The sequence below is a fragment of the Mycolicibacter engbaekii genome, assembly GCF_002101585.1.
Classification (GTDB): domain Bacteria; phylum Actinomycetota; class Actinomycetes; order Mycobacteriales; family Mycobacteriaceae; genus Mycobacterium; species Mycobacterium engbaekii.
Genome location: NZ_LQOT01000018.1, coordinates 69123 through 88897, shown reverse-complemented (window position 1 = coordinate 88897; position 19775 = coordinate 69123). Strand labels below are relative to the sequence as shown.

The 19775-nt window shown below is 68.9% G+C and carries 20 protein-coding genes; 6 read left to right on the top strand and 14 right to left on the bottom strand.

The features are described 5' to 3' along the window. Window positions 1-38: 38 nt before the first annotated feature. From hemB to AWC02_RS04785, 5 genes are all read right to left on the bottom strand, one after another. The gene (gene hemB / locus AWC02_RS04805) at window positions 39-1010 is read right to left on the bottom strand and encodes a porphobilinogen synthase (protein ID WP_085127652.1); all 972 of its coding nucleotides are present in this window, start codon (window positions 1008-1010) and stop codon (window positions 39-41) included. Window positions 1011-1095: 85 nt separating this feature from the next. Further along, a complete protein-coding gene (locus AWC02_RS04800; RefSeq protein WP_085127651.1) occupies window positions 1096-2799 on the bottom strand; it encodes a bifunctional uroporphyrinogen-III C-methyltransferase/uroporphyrinogen-III synthase in 1704 nt (567 codons plus the stop codon). Between the two features lie 33 nt (window positions 2800-2832). Beyond that, window positions 2833-3768: a hydroxymethylbilane synthase gene (hemC, locus tag AWC02_RS04795; RefSeq protein WP_085127650.1), complete on the bottom strand. Its 936-nt coding sequence runs from the start codon at window positions 3766-3768 to the stop codon at window positions 2833-2835. Between the two features lie 5 nt (window positions 3769-3773). Beyond that, a complete protein-coding gene (locus AWC02_RS04790; RefSeq protein ID WP_085127649.1) occupies window positions 3774-5153 on the bottom strand; it encodes a glutamyl-tRNA reductase in 1380 nt (459 codons plus the stop codon). A 63-nt stretch (window positions 5154-5216) separates the two neighbouring features. Beyond that, on the bottom strand, window positions 5217-5492 hold the full coding sequence (locus AWC02_RS04785) for a glutaredoxin family protein (protein ID WP_085127648.1): 276 nt from the start codon (window positions 5490-5492) through the stop codon (window positions 5217-5219). Window positions 5493-5644: 152 nt separating this feature from the next. Between AWC02_RS04785 and AWC02_RS04780 the strand changes: the two genes are divergently transcribed. From AWC02_RS04780 to AWC02_RS04770, 3 genes are all read left to right on the top strand, one after another. Beyond that, window positions 5645-6100 (top strand): nuclear transport factor 2 family protein, encoded by a 456-nt coding sequence (locus AWC02_RS04780; RefSeq protein WP_085127647.1) that lies wholly within the window; start codon window positions 5645-5647, stop codon window positions 6098-6100. A gap of 52 nt (window positions 6101-6152) precedes the next feature. Then, complete coding sequence (locus tag AWC02_RS04775) at window positions 6153-7040, top strand: HAD family hydrolase (RefSeq protein ID WP_085127646.1); 888 nt, start codon at window positions 6153-6155, stop codon at window positions 7038-7040. A 206-nt stretch (window positions 7041-7246) separates the two neighbouring features. After that, on the top strand, window positions 7247-7771 hold the full coding sequence (locus tag AWC02_RS04770; protein WP_085127645.1) for an FAS1-like dehydratase domain-containing protein: 525 nt from the start codon (window positions 7247-7249) through the stop codon (window positions 7769-7771). 15 nt (window positions 7772-7786) lie between these two features. Here AWC02_RS04770 and AWC02_RS04765 read toward each other — a convergent pair whose 3' ends face one another. The 9 genes from AWC02_RS04765 to AWC02_RS04725 all read right to left on the bottom strand — a co-directional run bounded on the left by AWC02_RS04765 (window position 7787) and on the right by AWC02_RS04725 (window position 15389). Beyond that, window positions 7787-8806 (bottom strand): lysophospholipid acyltransferase family protein, encoded by a 1020-nt coding sequence (locus AWC02_RS04765; RefSeq protein WP_085127644.1) that lies wholly within the window; start codon window positions 8804-8806, stop codon window positions 7787-7789. Between the two features lie 2 nt (window positions 8807-8808). Then, window positions 8809-9924 carry an SDR family oxidoreductase gene (locus tag AWC02_RS04760; RefSeq protein WP_085127643.1) on the bottom strand — a complete coding sequence of 372 codons (1116 nt, stop codon included), beginning with the start codon at window positions 9922-9924 and terminating at the stop codon, window positions 8809-8811. A gap of 81 nt (window positions 9925-10005) precedes the next feature. Beyond that, a complete protein-coding gene (locus AWC02_RS04755) occupies window positions 10006-10107 on the bottom strand; it encodes a 30S ribosomal protein bS22 (protein WP_003402602.1) in 102 nt (33 codons plus the stop codon). 184 nt (window positions 10108-10291) lie between these two features. Beyond that, window positions 10292-10546: a helix-turn-helix domain-containing protein gene (locus tag AWC02_RS04750; RefSeq protein ID WP_085127642.1), complete on the bottom strand. Its 255-nt coding sequence runs from the start codon at window positions 10544-10546 to the stop codon at window positions 10292-10294. Window positions 10547-10684: 138 nt separating this feature from the next. Continuing rightward, window positions 10685-11542: a pyrroline-5-carboxylate reductase gene (gene proC, locus AWC02_RS04745; RefSeq protein WP_085127641.1), complete on the bottom strand. Its 858-nt coding sequence runs from the start codon at window positions 11540-11542 to the stop codon at window positions 10685-10687. Window positions 11543-11676: 134 nt separating this feature from the next. Further along, a complete protein-coding gene (locus tag AWC02_RS04740; protein ID WP_085127640.1) occupies window positions 11677-12504 on the bottom strand; it encodes a thioesterase family protein in 828 nt (275 codons plus the stop codon). Window positions 12505-12544: 40 nt separating this feature from the next. Beyond that, window positions 12545-13387 (bottom strand): sugar phosphate isomerase/epimerase family protein, encoded by an 843-nt coding sequence (locus AWC02_RS04735; RefSeq protein ID WP_085127639.1) that lies wholly within the window; start codon window positions 13385-13387, stop codon window positions 12545-12547. A gap of 17 nt (window positions 13388-13404) precedes the next feature. Beyond that, a complete protein-coding gene (locus tag AWC02_RS04730) occupies window positions 13405-14406 on the bottom strand; it encodes a hypothetical protein (RefSeq protein ID WP_085127638.1) in 1002 nt (333 codons plus the stop codon). Beyond that, complete coding sequence (locus AWC02_RS04725; RefSeq protein WP_085127637.1) at window positions 14403-15389, bottom strand: Ppx/GppA family phosphatase; 987 nt, start codon at window positions 15387-15389, stop codon at window positions 14403-14405. Before AWC02_RS04725 ends, AWC02_RS04730 begins: the two co-directional genes overlap by 4 nt. A gap of 71 nt (window positions 15390-15460) precedes the next feature. Between AWC02_RS04725 and AWC02_RS04720 the strand changes: the two genes are divergently transcribed. From AWC02_RS04720 to AWC02_RS04705, 3 genes are all read left to right on the top strand, one after another. Further along, window positions 15461-16255 carry a DUF3109 family protein gene (locus AWC02_RS04720; protein ID WP_085127636.1) on the top strand — a complete coding sequence of 265 codons (795 nt, stop codon included), beginning with the start codon at window positions 15461-15463 and terminating at the stop codon, window positions 16253-16255. A gap of 198 nt (window positions 16256-16453) precedes the next feature. Continuing rightward, on the top strand, window positions 16454-17251 hold the full coding sequence (locus AWC02_RS04710; protein WP_237160322.1) for an ABC transporter ATP-binding protein: 798 nt from the start codon (window positions 16454-16456) through the stop codon (window positions 17249-17251). Window positions 17252-17367: 116 nt separating this feature from the next. Next, window positions 17368-19764 carry an FtsX-like permease family protein gene (locus AWC02_RS04705; RefSeq protein WP_237160321.1) on the top strand — a complete coding sequence of 799 codons (2397 nt, stop codon included), beginning with the start codon at window positions 17368-17370 and terminating at the stop codon, window positions 19762-19764. The last annotated feature ends 11 nt before the right edge of the window (window positions 19765-19775 follow it).

The window sequence follows — 19775 nt, the reverse complement described above, 5'->3', positions numbered from 1 at the left end:
GACCTCGGCCGGGGGGCGGGTGCCCTCGGGCGGGGCCGTCACGCCAGCCAACCGGCCGCTTCGGCCGCCCAGTACGTCAGCACGATGTCGGCCCCGGCACGCCGGATACCGATCAGGGATTCCAGCGCCGCCGAACGCCCGTCGACCCAGCCGTTGGCGGCAGCCGCCGCGATCATCGCGTACTCGCCGGAGACCTGGTAGGCGGCGACCGGAACCGAGGACATGGCGGCGGTGGCCGCTATCACGTCCAGGTACCCCATGGCGGGCTTGACCATCACGATGTCGGCTCCCTCGGCGAGGTCGAGCGTGACTTCGCGCAGCGCCTCGCGGGCATTGCCGGGTTCCTGCTGGTAGGTGCGCCGGTCGCCGGCCAGGGTGGAGGCCACTGCCTCACGGAACGGGCCGTAGAACGCCGACGCGAACTTCGCGGCGTAGGCCAGGATCACCACATCGCCGTATCCGGCGGCATCCAGCCCATCCCGGATCGCGGCCACCTGGCCATCCATCATGCCGCTCGGGCTGACCACGTGGGCTCCCGAATCTGCTTGCGCCACAGCAAGTTCTACATAGCATTCCAAAGTGGCGTCGTTGTCGACCCGGCCCCGTTCGTCGAGCACGCCGCAGTGCCCGTGATCGGTGAACTCATCCAGGCAGGTGTCGGCCATCAACACGGTGGCATCGCCGAGGTCAGCGGCCAGATCGCGCAGCGCGCGGTTGAGCACGCCGTCGGCGGCAACACCGGCCGATCCCGTGCTGTCTTTGTCGGCCGCCGCCGGAACCCCGAACAGCATCAGCCCGCCGACCCCGGCCGCCACCGCCTCGGCGGCCGCGGCGCGCAACGAGTCGCGGGTGTGCTGGTACACCCCGGGCATGGAACCGATTTCCCGCGGTTCGTCGATGCCGTCGGCGACGAACATCGGCAGCACCAGGTGCCTGGGCTCCAGCGAGGTCTCGGCCACCAGTCGGCGCAACGCCGCGGTGGAGCGCAGCCGGCGCGGGCGTTGCCTCATGATCCCGCGTTGACTCTGCGCCCACCCGGGATGTCACTCGCACTTTTCCGCGGTGTACGCAGAGTCAACGCGAGGGAAATCACCGTCAGCGCCTACGGCTCTTCTTACGCGGCGGGGGCAACGCACCCTCGGCCCGCAGTCGGGCGGCGTGCTCGGCCAGTGCGTCGACCAGTGGCCCCACCGCGGCGGTCTCGGGCTGCACGTCCACCCGCAGCCCGAATTCGGCCGCCGTCTCAGCGGTCTTGGGCCCGATGCAGGCCACCAGGGTGCGAGCGTGCGGCTTGCCGGCGATGCCGACCAGGTTGCGCACCGTCGAACTCGAGGTGAAGCACACCGCGTCGAACCCACCGGTCTTGATCATCTCGCGGATGTTCGCCGGCGGCGGAGCGGCCCGCACGGTGCGGTAAGCGGTGACGTCCTCGATCTCCCAGCCACGTTCACGCAGGCCTTCGGCCAGCGTCTCGGTGGCGATGTCGGCACGCGGCAACAGCACCCGGTTCACCGGGTCGAAGACGTCGTCGTAGGGCGGGAACTCGTCGAGCAGGCCCAGCGAGGACTGCTCGCCGGACGGCACCAGCTCAGGGCTGATCCCGAAGGCCCGGACGCGTTCCGCGGTGGCCTCGCCGACGCAGGCGATCTTCACCCCGGAGAACGCGCGAGCGTCCAGACCGAACTCGGCGAACTTCTCCCACACGGCGCGCACCGCGTTGGTCGAGGTGAACACCACCCACTGGTAGCGGCCGTCCACCAAACCCTTGACCGCCCGCTCCATCTGGGCCGGGCTCCGCGGGGGCTCCACGGCGATGGTCGGGACCTCGATCGGCGAGGCGCCGTGCCCGACCAGCCGGTCGCTCATCTCGCCCGCCTGGTCCTTGGTGCGCGGCACCAGGACCGTCCAGCCATACAGTGCGCGGCTCTCCCACCAGTTCAGCTTGGCCCGGTTGTTGACGGTCTTGCCGATGGTCACCACCAGTGGACCGGCTGAGGTCTCCTGGCCGTTGGGCAGGATGACCGGATCGATGCTGGCCAGCGCCGAAGCCTCCGTCAGACCGCCGAGGCTGGACTCGACCGAGCGCTGCGCGCAGGTGGTGCCCGAGGTGGTGACGACGCACGGGGTGCCGTCGGACAGTCCGTACTCGATCAAAGTGCGGGCTGCCTCCGGCAGGTGCGAGGTGGTGGCCTGCAAGATCAGCGGCCCCGGGGCCGCGGCCAGGGCGGCCCAGTCGACCTCCGGGTCGCGGACGTCGGCCACGGTGTGCGACGAACCGAGCGGCAGACCGGCGTAGGTGGGCACTGCGCTGGTCGCGGGCAGGCCCGGCACGATCTCGAACGCGATATTGGTCCGGGCGACCGCGCTGACCTCGGTGATCACCGCGTCGATCGACAGCGGGTCCCCGGCCACCAGTCGCACCACGTCGGAGCCCGAGCGGGCCTCCGCGGTCAGGGTCTTGGCCACCTCGGCCGGCTCGCCCAGCGCCGGCCGGATGTCCGGCCCGCCCGGAACGGTCGCGGCCTCGTCGACGGCCTCGGCGGCGTCGTCGCCGGCCGCGTCGTCGGCCTTATCCGCTTTCGGGGCCGGGGGCACCGGACCGGCCACAGGAGGCAGGTCCGTGCCGACCAGCGCCAGCACCGCCTCGGGCACGTCGGGGTCGACGAACACCAGTGCGGCGTTCGTCAGCGCCGTCCGCGCCCGCGTCGTCAGCAGGCCCGGATCGCCCGGACCCGAGCCGACGAACACAATGCGGCCCGGCTTGGGCTTCTGCCCTCGCACGCTCACTTGGCGAGCCATTCGTTACTCCCAGTCACTTCCCCACGCACCGTTTCACCGCGCTTCCGACATCAACTCGCGCGCCCCCAACTCGAACAGTTCCGCCGCGACCGACACGCCCAGTTCCCGGGCACGGTCCGGACTGCCGATGCCGGACGCGCGGATCACGTCGGATCCGTCCAGCGCCGCCACGCAACCGCGCAGCGACAGCTCTTCGAAGACCCGGCCGTCCTCATCGATGGACTCGACCACTTCGGCGATCGCGCCCACCGGTGCGGAACAACCGGCCTCCAGTTCAGCGAGCAGGGTCCGCTCGGCGGTGACCGCCGTGCGGGTGTCGGCGTCATCCAACTCCGCCAGCAGCGCCGCCAGTGCGGCATCACCGGCGCGGCACTCCACCGCCAGTGCCCCTTGGGCCGGAGCCGGCAACATCTGTACCGGCTCCAACGTCTCGGTGACGGCATCGAGGCGTCCCAGCCGGGCCAGACCCGCCCGGGCTACCACGATGGCGTCGAGTTCGCCGCTGCTTACCCTGTTCAACCTGCTATCTAGGTTGCCTCGTAGGGGGCGAATTTCCAAACCGAGACCCAGTGCTCTAAGCTGTGCGGCCCGCCGGGGCGACGAAGTGCCCACGACGGCACCCGCCGGCAACTCTCCGAGCACCAGTCCGTCGCGTGCCACCAGCGCGTCTCGAGGGTCCTCACGGCGCGGTGTGGCCGCGATCAGGAACCGGGGGTCGGCAGCGGTCGGGAGATCCTTGTGTGAGTGCACGGCGGCGTCGACCCGGCCGTCGAGGATGGCCTCACGCAGCTCGGCGGTGAACACGCCCACGCCGATGTTGGGGATGGGCCCCGAGGTGACGTCGCCGGCGGTGCTGATCACGACCAGTTCGGCGGGGTGCCCGGCGGCCACCAGGGCGTCGCGGATGGTTCCGGCCTGGGTGGTGGCCAACAAGCTGCCCCGGGTGCCGATGCGGATTACTGGATCCAAAACGTCTACCCGGCCGACCCGGTTTCGGCGCCGACATCGAGCCCACCCGGAATCATGGGCAATTCGCCGGCGGTGGCCACCGCGTCCACCGCAGTCGGGTCGAGCTCGAACAACTCGCGCAACGCCTCGGCGTAGCTGTCGCCGCCGGGCGAACTGGCGAGTTGCTTCACCCGCACGGTGGGGGCGTGCAGCAGCTTGTCGACGACGCGGTGCACGGTGCGCGCCACCTCCTCGCGCTGGGCGGCCTGCAGGTCCGGCAGCCGGTGGTCCAGCCGCAGCAGCTCGGCGGTGACCACGTCGGCGGCACGCTGGCGCAGCGCGGTCACGGTGGGGGTGACCTCGGCCATCCGCTGGCCGGCCAGATAGGTGGCCACCTCGCGGGCCACGATGCCGCGCGCGGCCTCGGTGTCCGACGTCGCAACCTGCGCCGACGGCTCGCGCTGAATCCGGTCCATGTCGATGACCCGCACCCCGGGCAGCCCGGCGACCGCGGCGTCGACGTCGCGTGGCATGCCCAGGTCGCAGATCACCATCGGCTGGGTCACCTCGTCGCGGTTGCCCCCGGCCAACGCATGGTGCACATCGGCCAGAGACACCACCGGGCTCACCGCTCCGGTGGAGCTCACCACGATGTCGGCGCCGGCCAGGGCGGCGGCCATCCGGTCCAGGGCGACGGCGTCGGCGGTCACACCGGTGTCGCGGACTTTGCGGGCCAATCGCTGCGCGCGCGGCAGCGAGCGGTTGACCACGTGGATGTGTTCGATCCCGGCACGCACCAGGTGGGCCGCCGAGAGCGCACCCATCGACCCGGCGCCGATCACCACCGCCGTGCGGCCCCGCAGTGCGTCTTCGCCCAGCTGTTTGGCCGCGATGTTCAGGGCCACCGACACCACCGACGCGCCGGCGGCGTCGATGCCGGTCTCGGAGTGCACCCGCTTGCCCACCGACAGCGCCCGTTGCGCCAGTTCGTGCAGCACCCGGCCGACACTGCCGTTGGCCTCGGCGGAGGCGTAGGCACGGCGCACCTGGCCCAGCACCTGCTGCTCGCCGACAACGGCGGAGTCCAGGCCGCTGGCCACCGTGAACAGGTGCTCGACGGCTGCCTCGCTGTAACGCACATAGGCGAACTTGGTCAGGTCGGCCATCGGCATGCCGGAGTGGTCGGAGAGCACCTGGCCGATCGCCGACAACCCGGCGTGGAACGCGTCGACGACGGCATACACCTCGACCCGGTTGCAGGTCGACAGAATCATCGCCTCGGTGACGAGCGGTGACTGCAGCACTCGCTCGACGATCTTGACCTGGTCGGATTCAGCGGTGCTGAGCTGCTCGAGTACTGAGACGGGGGCGCTGCGGTGCGAGACCCCGAAGAGCAGGACGCTCACGGCAATATCACCTGGTCCGCTCCTTGCTGTCACCAGTGAACAAACTTCACTCCACGGTAGAGGCTAAAGCGCTGGCCTACCAAATTCGGCCAAATCGGCGCGCAAACGCGGCTCATCGACTTCCCAGTAACTGTGCTCGTTTCCGTCGAGCAGCACCACCGGCAGCCGGTCGCCGAATTCCGCCCGCAGACCGCTGTCGCCGGCCGCCGCGGCGGCGTCGACGTCGACGGCTTGCAGGTCGAATCCGAGTTCGTCGGCCAGCCGCGTCAGTTGGGCGTGTACCTGCACGCAGACCGGGCAGCCCTCGCGGGTCAGCAGCTGTACCTGGTGGCGGGCCATGGTCTCAGTGTCGCAGCAGCACCCCCGGCCTGATCTGCGGCCACCGGGTTGGCCGGATTGCCGCGACGGGGCGCCGCGAATTGATTACGGTGTGACCGGCCACCGGCCGGCACCATCTCATCTCGGGACCCTCGGGCGGACAAGGGCGAGCCATGACTTCCAGCGCCGTGTCGATCACGAACCTGCTCTACCGCTATGCGGAGCTGATGGACTCCGGCGACCTGGACGGCGCCGCGGGGCTGTTCGCCCACGCCCGGATCAAAGCCGACCCGCAGGGCACCGTCGTCATGGACAGCGCCGGGATCCTGGAACTGTGGCGCGGGATCGTGGTGATCCACGCCGACGGCACGCCGCGTACCAAACACGTGATCACCAACCCGATCCTCGACATCGACGGCGTCGCCGGCACCGCGACCTGCCGCTCCTACTACACCGTGCTGCAGCAGACCGACGATGTCGCGTTGCAGGTGATCGCCCCCGGCCGCTACCACGACAGCTTCGAACGCGTTGACGGCGTCTGGCGGTTCAGTTTCCGGGACTACTCGATGTTCGACCTCAAAGGTGATCTGCGCGATCACCTGCGGGTCATCGGCGGTGGGGCCGGATAGGGTTGAGAACGGCCGGAGCACCGGCCCTCACAGCTGCGGAAGGAGTCAGGTGATGGCGACACCGGGCCCCGAACATGAATCCGCAACCGAGGTGACATCGCTGACCTATGACGCCAGCGCGGAACGGGCGCTTGCCGGTATGGCCGACACCGGCACACCACCACCGGTCGACCTGACCGCCGCGGCGTTCTTCGACGTGGACAACACCCTGGTGCAGGGCTCCTCGATGGTGCACTTCGGACGTGGTCTGGCGGCCCGCAACTACTTCACCTACCGCGATGTCATCGGCATCGTCTACGCCCAGGCGAAGTTTCAGCTCACCGGCAAGGAGAACAGCGACGATGTCGCGGCCGGCCGGCGCAAAGCCCTGGCGTTCATCGAAGGGCGGCCGGTGTCGGAGCTGGTCGATCTGGGTGAGCAGATCTACGACGAGATCATCGCCGACAAGATCTGGCCGGGCACCCGGGAGCTGGCGCAGATGCACCTCGACGCCGGCCAGCAGGTCTGGCTGGTCACCGCGACCCCCTACGAGCTGGCCGAGACCATCGCCCGCCGGCTCGGCCTGACCGGCGCGCTGGGCACCGTCGCCGAGTCGGTGGACGGGGTGTTCACCGGCCGGCTGGTCGGCGAGATCCTGCATGGTCCGGGCAAGGCGCACGCCGTGCGGTCGCTGGCGATCCGGGAGGGGCTCAACCTGCGGCGATGCACGGCCTACTCCGACAGCTTCAACGATGTGCCGATGCTCTCGCTGGTGGGCACGGCGGTGGCGATCAACCCCGATGCGGCGTTGCGCGAGATGGCCCGCAAGCGCGGGTGGGAGATCCGCGACTTCCGCACCGCGCGGCGGGCGGCGCGAATCGGCGTGCCCTCGGCGCTGGCCCTGGGGGCCGTCGGCGGGGCCCTGGCGGCAGCCGTGGCGCACCGGAACGAGCGCGGCTGAGCCTGCGAAGCGCGCGAGGACCGGTCGCCCGCATCAGACACCGTGGCGCACCGGAACGAGCGCGGCTGAGCCTGCGAAGCGCGCGAGGACCGGAACGAGCGCGGCTGAGCCTGCGAAGCGCGCGAGGACCGGAACGAGCGAGGCTGAGCTGGTCGCTGATAGGCTTCCGCCGCCGAACACCACGGCGAGCGGAGGGGTAAACCGGCATGTCAGTACACACCGAATCGCAGGGAGTCATCGGTACGCACTACCGATTCCCGGACTATTTCGAGGTCGGCCGGGAGAAAATCCGGGAGTTCGCCCGCTCGGTCAAAGACGATCACCCGGCCCATTTCGACGAGGCCGCCGCTGCCGAGGCGGGACATCCCGGCCTGGTGGCGTCGCTGACGTTCCTGGCGGTCGCCGGACGTCAGGTGCAGCTGGAGATCTTCGAGAAGTTCGACATCCCGATCAACATCGCTCGGGTGCTGCACCGCGACCAGAAGTTCACCTTCCACCGGCCGATCATGGCCGGCGACAAGCTGTATTTCGACACCTATCTGGACTCGGTGATCGAGTCGCACGGCACGGTGGTCAGTGAGGTCCGCAGCGAGATCAGCGATGCCAACGGCGAGCCGGTGGTGACCAGTGTGGTCACCATGCTCGGCGAGTCGGTCAATCAGGACCCCGAGACCGAGGCGGCGACCATCGCGGCGCTCGAGGCGATGCGCGACCGCCACAAGCAGAAGTAGTCGCTGGCAGCCGGTCTAGCCGAAGAACATGTTGCGGCGGCCGGCCAGCTGCCGGTAGAGCGTCTGCTGGATGGTCTCGCGCACCTGATCGGTCAGATCGAAGGTGACCATCGGGTCGTCGGCGGCACCGGCCTCGTAATGGCTGGTGGGGATCGGCTCGCCGAAGGCGATGTGCCACTTGGACGGCATCGGCACCAACCCGGCGGGGCCGGCCAGCGGAAACAGCGGCGTGATGGGGAAATAGGGCACGCCGAGCAGCCGCGCCAGCAGCTTGACGTCGCCGATCATCGGGTAGATCTCCTCGGAGCCGACGATCGAGCACGGCACGATGGGCGCCTTGGTGCGCAGCGCTGCCGAGACGAAGCCGCCGCGGCCGAACCGCTGCAGCTTGTAGCGATCTTTGAAGCGTTTACCCAGGCCCTTGTAACCCTCCGGGAAGACCGCGGTCAGCTCGCCGGACCCCAGCAACCGGTTGGCGTCGGCGGTGCAGGCCATGGTGTGGCCGGCCTTGCGTGCGGTCGGGCCGATCATCGGCAGGTCGAACACCAGGTCGGCGGCGAGCATCCGCAGATTCCGATGGTCGGGGTGATGGTCGTGCACGGCCACCGAGAGCATCAGCGCATCCATCGGCAACACCCCGGCGTGGTTGGCCACCAACAGTGCGGGCCCGGCGACCGGCAGGTTCTCCACACCGCTGACCTCGACCCGGAACCAGTCGTTGAAGAAAAACCGCAGCACCGGCAGCATGACTGCCTCGTTGAAGTGCGGGTCGAAGCCGAACTCGTCGACCTGGTAGTCGCCCGTGATCCGCTCCCGCAGAAAACCCGCGACCGCGGCCACCCGGCGGGCGAAATCGTTGGGAGTGGGTGCGGCGGCACCGGAGGCTCCGGCCGCGCGCCGCTCGTCGAGCTCACGCACCACGGCGGCAACCTGGCCGGCTGAGGCGTTCTCCGCGGCCAGCGCCGAGGGGTGCCGGCGCACCGAACTCGAACGCTTATGCAGCGGAATGACTTTCGCCTTCACATCATCAGCCATTGCTAACCTCCCCGCACCCTGCTCAAGCCGATATCCCCCACGCGCTGCGCTGCGCTTACTGTTCGGCGCTCCACCGAACGGACCCACTTGGGGTCGACGATCGGGTTCAGTCCACGGCCCCGCACGTAGTCGTCGAACGCCTCGGCGGTGGTCCACTTGGTGCTGTACCCGAGTTCGGTTCGCATTCTAGTCGTGTCCATCACCCGACCGAAGCTCAGATAATCCAGCTGTTCCCGGTTGATCTCGCTGTAATTGTTGGCCCGGCGCAGCGAATCCATGACCCACAGTCCGACACCGGGCAGCGGAACCGGGACGCGGCCCGACCGGCGGATCGCCTGCGACATCATGATGATGCCGTCGGCCCCGACGTTGAAGGTGCCGGCCTTGCCCGCCGTGGTGGCCCGCTCCAGGGCGCCCAGGGCGTCCTGCTCGTGCAGCAGCTGCAGGCGCGCGTCGCGGCCGACCACCATCGGAACCAGCGGGCCGGCAAGGTAACGCGACAACGCGGTGTCCATGGCCGGACCGATCATGTTGGCCATCCGCAGGATGGTGACGGCGATGTCGGGCCGGCGCCGGCCCAGACCGCGGGCGTAGCCCTCGATGTCGACGCTGTCGCGGGGGAACCCCTGCGTCGGCGGGCGGCGGCTCTGGGTGTCCTCGGAGAACATCACCGGGTCGCGCGAACACGACCCGTAGACCTCCGAGGTCGACTTGAGCACCACCCGCCGCACCGAGGGCGCCTTCTGGCAGGCGGCGAACAACTGCATCGCGCCCATCACGTTGAGCTCTTTGAGCGCCGCTCCACCGCCAGACCTCGGCACGTACGACGCAGCCGCGGCGTGCACGACGGTGTCGACGTCGCTGTTTCGGATCACCTTGGCGATAAAGGGGTTACGGATGTCAGCGCGGACGAACTCAGCGCGCCCCATCCGGCGCAGCATGTCCTTGCTGGGCATGACCGCATCCACCGCGATCACCCGGTTGATCAACGGGTTCTGCGTGAGCCGTGCGGTGAGAAACCCACCCAGAAATCGGCACGCGCCGGTCACCAACACAACCTTGGGGTAATGCCTGGTGTCGCTGCGCGTGCCGTCGCTCGGGGGTCCGGCCTCGTCCACCCCGTCAGCCTAACGGCCGCGCCGCAAAAGCAATACCGGCGATCGGTGCCACTTGCAGCGGCCGGGACGGGCCTGGGCGGGTTACTTACCGAGTTTTCTGCGCTGGACGCGAGTACGGCGAAGCAGCTTGCGGTGCTTCTTCTTCGACATGCGCTTGCGCCGCTTCTTGATGACTGAACCCATGAACTCCGCTATCTGCTTCTGCCCGCGCCGCCGTGTTGGCGCTGCTGAACTTGATCGACCCGGTTACTTTACCCGTAGGCAGGCGCGTACCGGAAAACCGCACCCGACCGCGACCACCAAGACAGCCGACCCCGGGCGTCGCCGCACGGCGACGCCCGGGGGGCGCTTACGTGTCGACCGGTGCTTAGCCCGCGTCGAAGAAGGAGGTCTCCAGCAGGTCGTGCACTGCCTTGGCGTGCACCCGGAAAGACCGTCCCACCCGTACCGCGGGCAGCTCGCCGTTGTGCACCAGGCGGTACACCGTCATCTTGCTGACCCGCATCAACGCGGCCACCTCGGCCACGGTCAGGAACTGTGTTCGACCCGACTCCGCAGAGCCGGCATCGCGTGCCGCCCTGCCAGCCGAGTCACGTGCCGAAGGCCCGTTCGCAGACGTCATCGTTACCCATTTCAATCAGGCACGTGCAGTCCCAGCGGCTTCCCCTCCGCTGCACCCACACGCACAGACAAGAGGAGAATAGCGGGACGGATGGGGTTCCTGCGACTAGTGAGAGCCAATATGTGAAAAATAAGTGAATTACTCTGATGTAATTCTTAGCTGCTCAGAGCGTGTTTTTGCGGCCTGAACCGCCCGATCCACCGAGGTCCGCAGGCCACCGGCCTCGAGCTCCCGCAGCGCCGCCGCCGTGGTCCCCCCAGGCGAAGTCACCATCGCTCTCAGGTGCGCCGGGGTGGTGTCTGAGCCCCCACCCGACTGCCCGTCGGCACCACGCTCCTCCAGAAGCATCTGCGCGCTTCCTGCCATCGTCTGCACGGCCAGGTCGGTGGCCGCCTGCCGGCTCAGCCCGGCCGCGACTCCGGCGTCGACCAACGCCTCGACCATCAAGAAGAAGTAGGCCGGGCCCGAACCCGACACCGCGGTCACCGCGTCCATCTGCTCTTCCGGAACGATCGCCACCGTCCCCACGCACTCGAACAGGGCGGCCACCTCTTCGACCTGTTCGTTGGTGGGGAACCGCCCCTTGGCCAGCGCACTGGCCCCGACACCGACCTTCACCGGGGTGTTGGGCATCACCCGCACCACCGCGGCGCCGGCAGGCAGCTTGGATTCCACGTATCCCGTGGTGAGACCGGCCACAAGCGTGACGAGCACCTGCTCGGCGCTGTCCCCGGACGCGGCGGTGACGTTCTTGGCGTACTCCTCGACCACGGAGTCGACGTCCTGCGGCTTCACCGCGACGATCACGATGGCGGCGTTCTCCACCGCGTCGGCGACCGAGGTCACCAACACCGAGTACTTCTCCGCCAGCTGCCGGGCCCGCTCGCCGTAGCGTTCGGCGACCACCAGGTCCTTGACCGGGCGACCGGCGGCCAGCAGACCCGCCAGCATTGCCTCGCCCATGTTGCCGCCACCGATGATCGCGATTCTGGCCATGGCGACAGCATGTCAGACCGGGCGATCGCAAGCGCGGCGGAGCCGAGCGCGGCGGGTCGCCCGCAACAAACCCGGGCGATCGCAAGCGCGGCGGAGCCGAGCGCGGCGGGTCGCCCGCGATCGCAAGCGGGGCGCTACCGCGCGGGCACCATCGCCAGCTGACGCGACTGCACCACAATTCGGCCCTTGCAGTCCACCACGGTGTGGTCCTCGTCGAACCAGTCCTGACCGATCTGCACGCAGCTGCAGATCACCCGCAACCACCCGTCGGCCGGGACCGCCCGCAGGTAGGCCGTCAGCTGCACGGTGGGCGCCCATCCGGTGCGATCGACGGCGTAGGTCACCGGCGCCGACACGTCCCCGCACAGCAGTGCGAACAGCACATCGGGCGCGGTGCCCTTGGGCCGCACCCACATCTCGATCACCGGCGGGCCGCCGTCGGAGCGTGGGCCCAGCGTGGTCAGCGCCGGGCGGATATCGCAGCCGTGGGCCAGGTGCACGATGTGCTCCATCGGGTGCCCGGGACCGATCGGCTGCAGCCCGGGCGGCGGCTCCGGTGTCATCAGCGGCACCACCGGATTGAACGACAGCAGCGGCGGCGCCTCGTGTTCCGGCTCGCCGAGTGTGATGACCGCGCGCACCGCGGTGCGCTCCCCCTGGTTGAGCTCGACGTCGACGAGGCTGACGCGGCGGCCGCGCTTGCGAATCGTCGCCACCAACTGCATCGGACCGGGGTCGGGGGCCCACAGATAGCTGGCGGACACCGCAACGGGCTGCAGTCCCCCGCCGTGCGCGGTGCGCGCGGCCTTGGCACACAACGCCAGCATCGCTCCGCCGTGCACCTTGGGGCCGATGGTCCAGTGTTCGTTGAGCGCGCCGGCGAACACCGCGACATCGTCGCCGTGGTGATTGGCGATCGGCTCCAAGGCCATGGCGTCGGTGAACAGCGTGGACGAGGTCACGCGGGGCCTCCCTGGGTTCTCGGCGAACGTCTGGTGTTACTCAGCGCAGCAGATGCGTCCGGGCGAACTGCAGCGACTCGGTCAGCAGCGCCTCACGCTCCTGCGGCGAGCGTGCTTGCGAGGTCGTCACCTCCAGCACCACGTGGCCGGTGAAGTCGCTGGCGGCCAGCAGTTGGCAGACTTCGGCGACTGGCTGGTCGCCGCGTCCGGGCACCAGATGCTCATCGGCCGGCAGGCCGGTGCCGTCGCACAGGTGCAGATGCGTCAGACCCGAACCCATCCGTTGGGCCATCTCCAGCCCGTCGGCGCCTGCGGTCGCGGTGTGGGAGAGATCCAGGGTGAAGTGCGCGTGGTTTCCGTCGAGGGGGTCGTGGGACGGCGCGAATGCCGAAATACCCGCTCCGGGTCCGCCGCCACGGCGCCGCATCCGTTCGCGGGATTGGTCGGCGCCGAAGAAGCGATCGGCCCGGAAGGGGAACATGTTCTCCACCGCGATCGCCACGCCGCTGCCGGCCTCCAATTCCGCAACCTGATCGCTGAAGCCCTCGGCGTAGCGCCGCTGCCAGCGAAACGGCGGATGCACCACAACCGTTTGGGCGTCGAGCTCTTCGGCGGCCCGAACGCTGCGTTCCAGCTTGGGAATCGGGTTGGAGCCCCAAACCCGTTGGGAGATCAACAGGCACGGCGCGTGCACCGACAGCACGGGCACCCGGTACTTGCGGGACAGTCGCCGGACGGCTCCGACGTCCTGGCTGACCGACTCTCCCCACACCATCAGTTCGACGCCGTCGTAGCCGAGCCGGGCCGCATATTCGAAGGCGGCCTCGGCCCGCAGCGGGTAAACCGATGCTGTCGACAATCCGACTTTGATGGCAGGACGCACGACTTAATACTGAACGGCTAATTGGCGTGCAGTGCCAGCGGCCCCAGTGTTACCAACAAACCGACCGCGACAGCGATCAAGGTGCTGACGATGTCGGAGGTCTTGCGGACCACCTGCACCGCCGCCACCAGGCCCAGCGTGACCAGGACGGTGAGCACCAGGGCCACGATGCTGTTCCACTGCCACAGCTGGTCGAAAGCGATGAACAGGCCGCCGCCGAAGGCCACCGCCAGGATCGATTGCAGCACCACCAGCGCGGCACCCACCATGCCAGGCCGCCCTGCGTAGTCCTCGGCCGCATCTTCGTCCTCGGCGGCCTGCGCGGCCGCCGTGACTTCGTCGGCGCCCTGGTCGGCGTCCCGGGCAGGTTGCACTGCGCGGCCGGCGGAGCCGCCCTTGGTCAAAAACGACCGGACGAATGCGGAGTCCCCGCTCGGCAGGTCCGCGTCGCGGACGTCGGCGTCCATCACGTCGACGGCGATGTCGGTGTAGGTGTCCACCGGGTCGGGCCGCATGCCCTCGGCGCCCGAGCCCGCCGGCGGAATCTCGGCCGGCGGACCGTCCGGTGCGGCTACGGGGTCCGGCCGGCGCAGCGGCCGGGGATACTCGCTCTGCTCGGGACGGCTGGACTCCCGCGGCAGCTGTGGCGGCGACTTGGGCCAGCGCGGCTCGGCCACCGGCCGCCGGGCGGGTTGTTCGGCCCGCTGCGCCGGCCGCGGACCGGTCGGGGGCCGGTCGTCCTCGACGAAGCCGGGTGCCGGGCCCAGCGGCAGCGCACCGCTGGGCGCGCCGTCGGCGGCCGCCGGCGGGCCGGCCTCGATCTCGGGTGGGGCCGTGTCCCGGATGATCGGGATCTCGCCGGTCAGCTCCGCCACCGTGACGGCGTCTGCGTTGCCGCGCCTGCGGCGGCGCCGTCCGGACACCGGCGGCGAACCGATGGTGCCGTTCTTGGCGAGCAGTTCGGCAACCGAGATCGGCCGCGTCTCGGCGTCGCGCGGGTCGGGCTTGGGTCCAGTCATCGGTCCCCTCCCTGGCGGGCCAGCCCCATCGAAGGGGATCCGAAGAGAGTGACGCCGTCGGCTTCACTGTCGAGTCGGCGCAGGATCAAGCCTTCCCGCAGCGCCCACGGGCAAATCTCCACTGTTTCGATCGACAGCGCTCGCATGCTCGCTTCCGCCACCAGCGCACCCGCCACGATCTGTGGCGCCCGCTCGGCGCTCACCCCTTCCAATTCGGCCCGATCAGCCGTGGTCATCCTAGAGATGAATGATATGAGCTGCCTAAGGCCGGTGGCGGTCAATGTGCGCCGTACCCGCGGCCCGGCCGCCGAGGGAGCGGCGCCGGTGAGCCGCGCCAGCGAACGAAATGTCTTGGAGCTGGCTACCGCCAGATCGGGCGGACCGGCGTCCAGCACGGCTGCGGCCGCGGGCGCCAGCTCGGTGTCCAACCAGTCGCGCAGCATCGCCACCCGGCGCCGGCCGGGGGGGTCCTCGGTCAGCCACTCCCGGGTGAGCCGTCCGGCGCCCAACGGCAGCGACAGAGCCACGTCCGGCTCCTCGTCGACACCGCTGGACATCTCCAGGGAACCGCCGCCGATGTCGAGGTTGTTGATCCGCCCGGCGCTCCAGCCGAACCAGCGCCGCACCGCCAGGAACGTCAGCCGGGACTCGTCCTCGCCGGCCAGTACCTGCAGTTCCACCCCGGCCTCAGCACGCACCCGCGCCAGCACGTCCTCGGAATTGGACGCGTCGCGCACCGCGGAGGTGGCGAACGCGACCAGCTCCGCACAACCCGAACTCGCTGCGATGGTGGCGAATTCGCTGACCGTGGAGACCAGCTTGTCGGCACCGCGCCGGGTGATCTTGCCGGAGCTGTCCGTCGCCTCAGCCAGGCGCAACGTGGCCTTGGTGGAGCTCATGGGCGTCGGGTGGCCACCACGGTGAGCATCGACCACCAGCAGGTGGACGGTGTTGCTGCCGACGTCGAGCACCCCTAATCGCACCCAACCAACTTAGTGGTGCGGGGCCCAGACGATGTGAGGCAACGTGATTTTCTGGTCTAGCGTGGAGTTTCGTGACCCCCGAGCAGCCTCGCTCCCATCCCGGGGAGGTCGGTCTGGACTTCCCCCGCGAGTGGGTGGAGTTCTACGACCCCGACAACCCCGAGCACCTGATCGCCGCCGACCTGACCTGGCTGCTGTCCCGCTGGACCTGCGTCTTTGGGACGCCCGCCTGCCGGGGCATCCTGGCCGGCCGCCCCGACGACGGGTGCTGCTCGCACGGCGCGTTCCTGTGCGACGACGACGACCGGGCCAACCTCGATGACGCCGTGGCCAAGCTCACCGATGCCGACTGGCAGCTGCGCGACAAGGGCCTGGGCCGCAAGGGCTACCTGGAATACGACGAGAACGACGGCGAGGAGCAGCTGCGCACCCGAACCGTCAAGGGTGCCTGCATCTTCCTGAACCGGCCCGGCTTCGCCGGCGGGGCGGGCTGTGCCCTGCACATCAAGGCCGTCCGGTTGGGCGTGGAACCCCTGACGATGAAGCCCGAGGTCTGCTGGCAACTGCCGATCCGCCGCAGCCAGGAATGGGTGACCCGCCCCGACGACAGCGAGATCCTCAAGACCACGATCACCGAATTCGACCGGCGCGGGTGGGGTCCCGGCGGCGAGGATCTGAACTGGTACTGCACCGGCGACCCGGCGACCCACGTCGGCACCCGCCAGGTCTGGCAGAGCCTGGCGCCCGAGCTGACCGAGCTGCTGGGCGCCAAGGCCTACGCCGAGTTGGCGGCGATCTGCCGGCGGCGCAATGAACTGGGCCTGGTGGCCGTTCACCCCGCCACCCGGGCCGCGCGGCCCACCTGAGCGCGGCGGGCGGCGGGTTCCCGCTCAGCCGCCGGCGGGCACCGGGGTCGCGCGCCGAACGATTTTCGGCAGCGACCTGCGTCGCCTATGATCAGCCGCAGCGCCGCGTAGCGCACCAACTTCGCGGAGTGCGTAACGAATTGAGAAAACGCGCCCAACGCGGGCATGATCGTGGTATTACGAGCCCGCCGGAGATTCATGATCAGGACCGAGATGCACACCATGGATATGGAGCTCGCCCGGAACGGACACACGCCGTCGGCCGTTCTTAGGCCTCCCGTGGTCCTCGAAGCGCGCAAACTCAACAAACAGTTCGGCCAGGGCGATACCGCGACGCCGATTTTGCGCAACATCGATATCCAGATAACGCGCGGAGAATTCGTCGCCATGGTCGGCCCGTCCGGCTCGGGCAAGTCCACCTTGTTGAGCATTCTGGGGCTGCTGGACACGCCTACCAGCGGTGATGTCCTGATCAACGGCCAGTGTGTCTCCCAGCTCTCGCGCCGGCAATTGGCCGCCGTGCGATGCCAGACACTCGGTTACGTCTTCCAAGCCTTCAATCTTCTGGCGGGACTGTCGGTGGTCGAGAACGTGATGCTCCCGGGGCTGTTGGCGGGCAAATCAGGCCGTTCGCAGCACGCCCATGCGATGAGCCTGCTCGAGCAGGTCGGCCTGGCGGCCAAGTCCAAGCGCGTCCCGTCGGAATTGTCCGGCGGCGAGCAACAGCGGGTTGCGGTCGCGCGGGCACTTTTCATGAAACCCGACGTGATTCTCGCCGATGAGCCCACCGGCAACCTGGACACCGTAAATGGGCAACGCGTTATCGACGCCTTGTACAACCTGAATGCAGCCGGCCAGACAATTGTTCTGGTGACTCACGATCGAAAAATAGCTGACGACGCTCCGCGTCTCGTTTCCCTACTCGACGGCGAAATCGAGACCGACAGCGGAATGGCTCACGCGGCAAATAATGTGACATGGCTCGCGGAACATTAGCCGCGACATTCGGACTGCTCCGGATAATCAACTTCCGCGCTGTTCGTAAACACGCATTCCGGGCGGCGCTGGCTGCATTTTCGCTCGGCGGCGGCGTCGCCGTCGTGGTGGCAGTCATGATCGAGGTCACCAGCGTCTCCAAAGCCGTCGAGGACGTCGGCTATCAGATCGCCGGTCCCGCCCCCCTGCGGGTGATCGGCGCGGCCACCCGTGGCGGCATCAGTCCCGCCGTCGTCGAAGACTCCCGGGCCGTGCCCGGGGTGGCGGCCGTGGTGCCCGTCATCCGCGGGGTGACGATGATCCGCAACGACGGCAAGGACAGTTTCGGCCTGGGCCTGGGCGTGGACTGCTCGGCGCAGTGGATCGTCGACCCCAAGGTCTGCCAGTCCGGACAGCAGGAGCCGCCGCCGGCGATCTCGAAGTCGCTGGGGGACTCCCTGGACGACTCCGCCGCCCTGGTCACCGACGTCGGGCAGTTGTCGCTGGAGAAGTTCCAGCGGGTGTCCGACCTCGACGAGGTCAACAACGGCCTGGTCGCGGTGCTGCCGCTGAGCATGGCGAAGGTGCAGTTCGCCCGCGGCGACCGGGTGGACATGCTGTACGTGACGCTGGACAAAGACGCCGATGCCGGCGAGGTCCAGCAGCGGTTGAAGACCACCCTGGGTCCCACCTACAGCGTGCAGCCCCGCAGCGAGCCCGCGCGGGGTTACAACGTCAACGACGTTCTGCTGCCGCTGCTGGGTATCTTCGCCCTGATCTCGATCGGCGTCGGAGTCATCCTGATCACCCAGATCACCCGGCTCTCGGTCGAGGAGCGGCGCCGCGAGATCGCGATCGCCTCCGCGCTGGGCGCCTCACCGGCGTCGATCATGACCGGCTTCCTCAGTGAGGCCGCACTGTTGGGCGCCGTGGGCTCGGCGATGGGTGTGCTGACCGGGATCGTGATCTCCGAACCCATCGTGGCCAGCGCCAGTGAGCTGACCGAACGGTTCGTCGGCGTCACCGTCCCGGTGATCCTCAAGCCGGCCATCCTGATCGTCGGCGTGCTGGCCGGCGTCTTCTTGGCGGTCGGGGCCGCGATCGGCCCCGCGGTCTCGGCGTCCAACACTCCTATCGCGGCCGAGTTGTCCGGCCGGGCGGCGCAGGAACAGACCACTCAGCGCAAGATCTGGTTCAAGGCGCTGTTGCTGCTGGCGATCGGCCTCACCGGGGTGATCGCGGCCTGGCTGGCGACGCTGTCCGGCGCGCTGGTGGCCTGGCAGGCCGTCATCGCCGACGCCGGCGCGGTCGTCGCGCTCATCGGCCTGCTGCTGGCCACCGCCTATCTGAGCGCGCAGGCGATCACCAGCCTGCGGCCGAAACCGGATCGGTCGCACGGAGCGACGCTGACCATCGCGCTCAACGCCCTGCGCTCGGACCGCTCCCGTACCGCGGCCATCTCCGGAGCCATCGCAGTGCCCGTGGTGGTCGCGATCCTGCTGTCGGGATTCCTGGTGGCGATCCACATCGGGGCCACCAAGGTGGCGACCTCGCAGGCGGACGGCCGCATCGCCATCACCACGACGCAGTTCGCCGACTACGGGCCGATCGACGCCCGGTTCGCGCCCCAGACGGTCAACAAACTGAGCTCGCTGACCGGGGTGGAAAAGATCGAGCGGATGGCTGAAATCGAGATCAGTCTCAAAGACGGCTCGCTGGCGCATATTCAGGCCCAGGACCGGCCGACATTTCCGTTCGGATTGCTCGCCGGACAATCTCCGGAGGACAGTCAGAAAGCCAATGAGGTCGTCCTGGGCAGCGTTCTGGCGCGGGAGAAGAATCTCCACGTCGGTGACACTCTGGTATTTGGAAGTGGACTTGGCGCTCAGGCTATGAGCATCGGCACCATTGTGGCCACTCCCGAGTACGGCGGGCGCCGCATCTATATGCCGTATTCCGTCGCCGAACAGATCTACGGTCCCCAGCCCGCCGGCCTGATCTTCGCCACCCCCGCGCCGGGCTTCACCGCCGCCCAAGTCATCGACAACATCAAAGCCGCGGAGTTCGACCAACCGGTGACCGCGGTCGACACCGACGGTTATGCCGCCGACATCGCCGCCTCCATCGGCCGCTACCTGACGCCACTGAACACCCTCAAGTACGGCCTGCTGGCGATCGCCTTCATCTCGGTGCTGTCGACGCTGCTGCTGGTCGGCATCCGGCGCCGACGGGAAGTGGCGCTGATCCAGGCGCTGGGCGCCACCCGGGTTCGGGTGTTCAGCATCACCACCATCGAGGCCGTGGTCGCCGGTGCGGCGGGCGGTCTGTTCGGCGCGGTGCTCTCCATCGCCATCTCCGAGGCGGTGCGGCGGGCGGCCGTCGTCAACGTCGGCCTGATCACTCCCCTGGTGTTCCCCTGGACCGATGCGGTGGTCTACGCCGTACTGGCCACCGTCGCCGCGGTCTTCGCGGCGATCATTCCCGCTTGGAAGAGCACGCGGTCCACTCCGGCGACCGAGCTCCGCGACGAGTGAGTTCGCCGCGC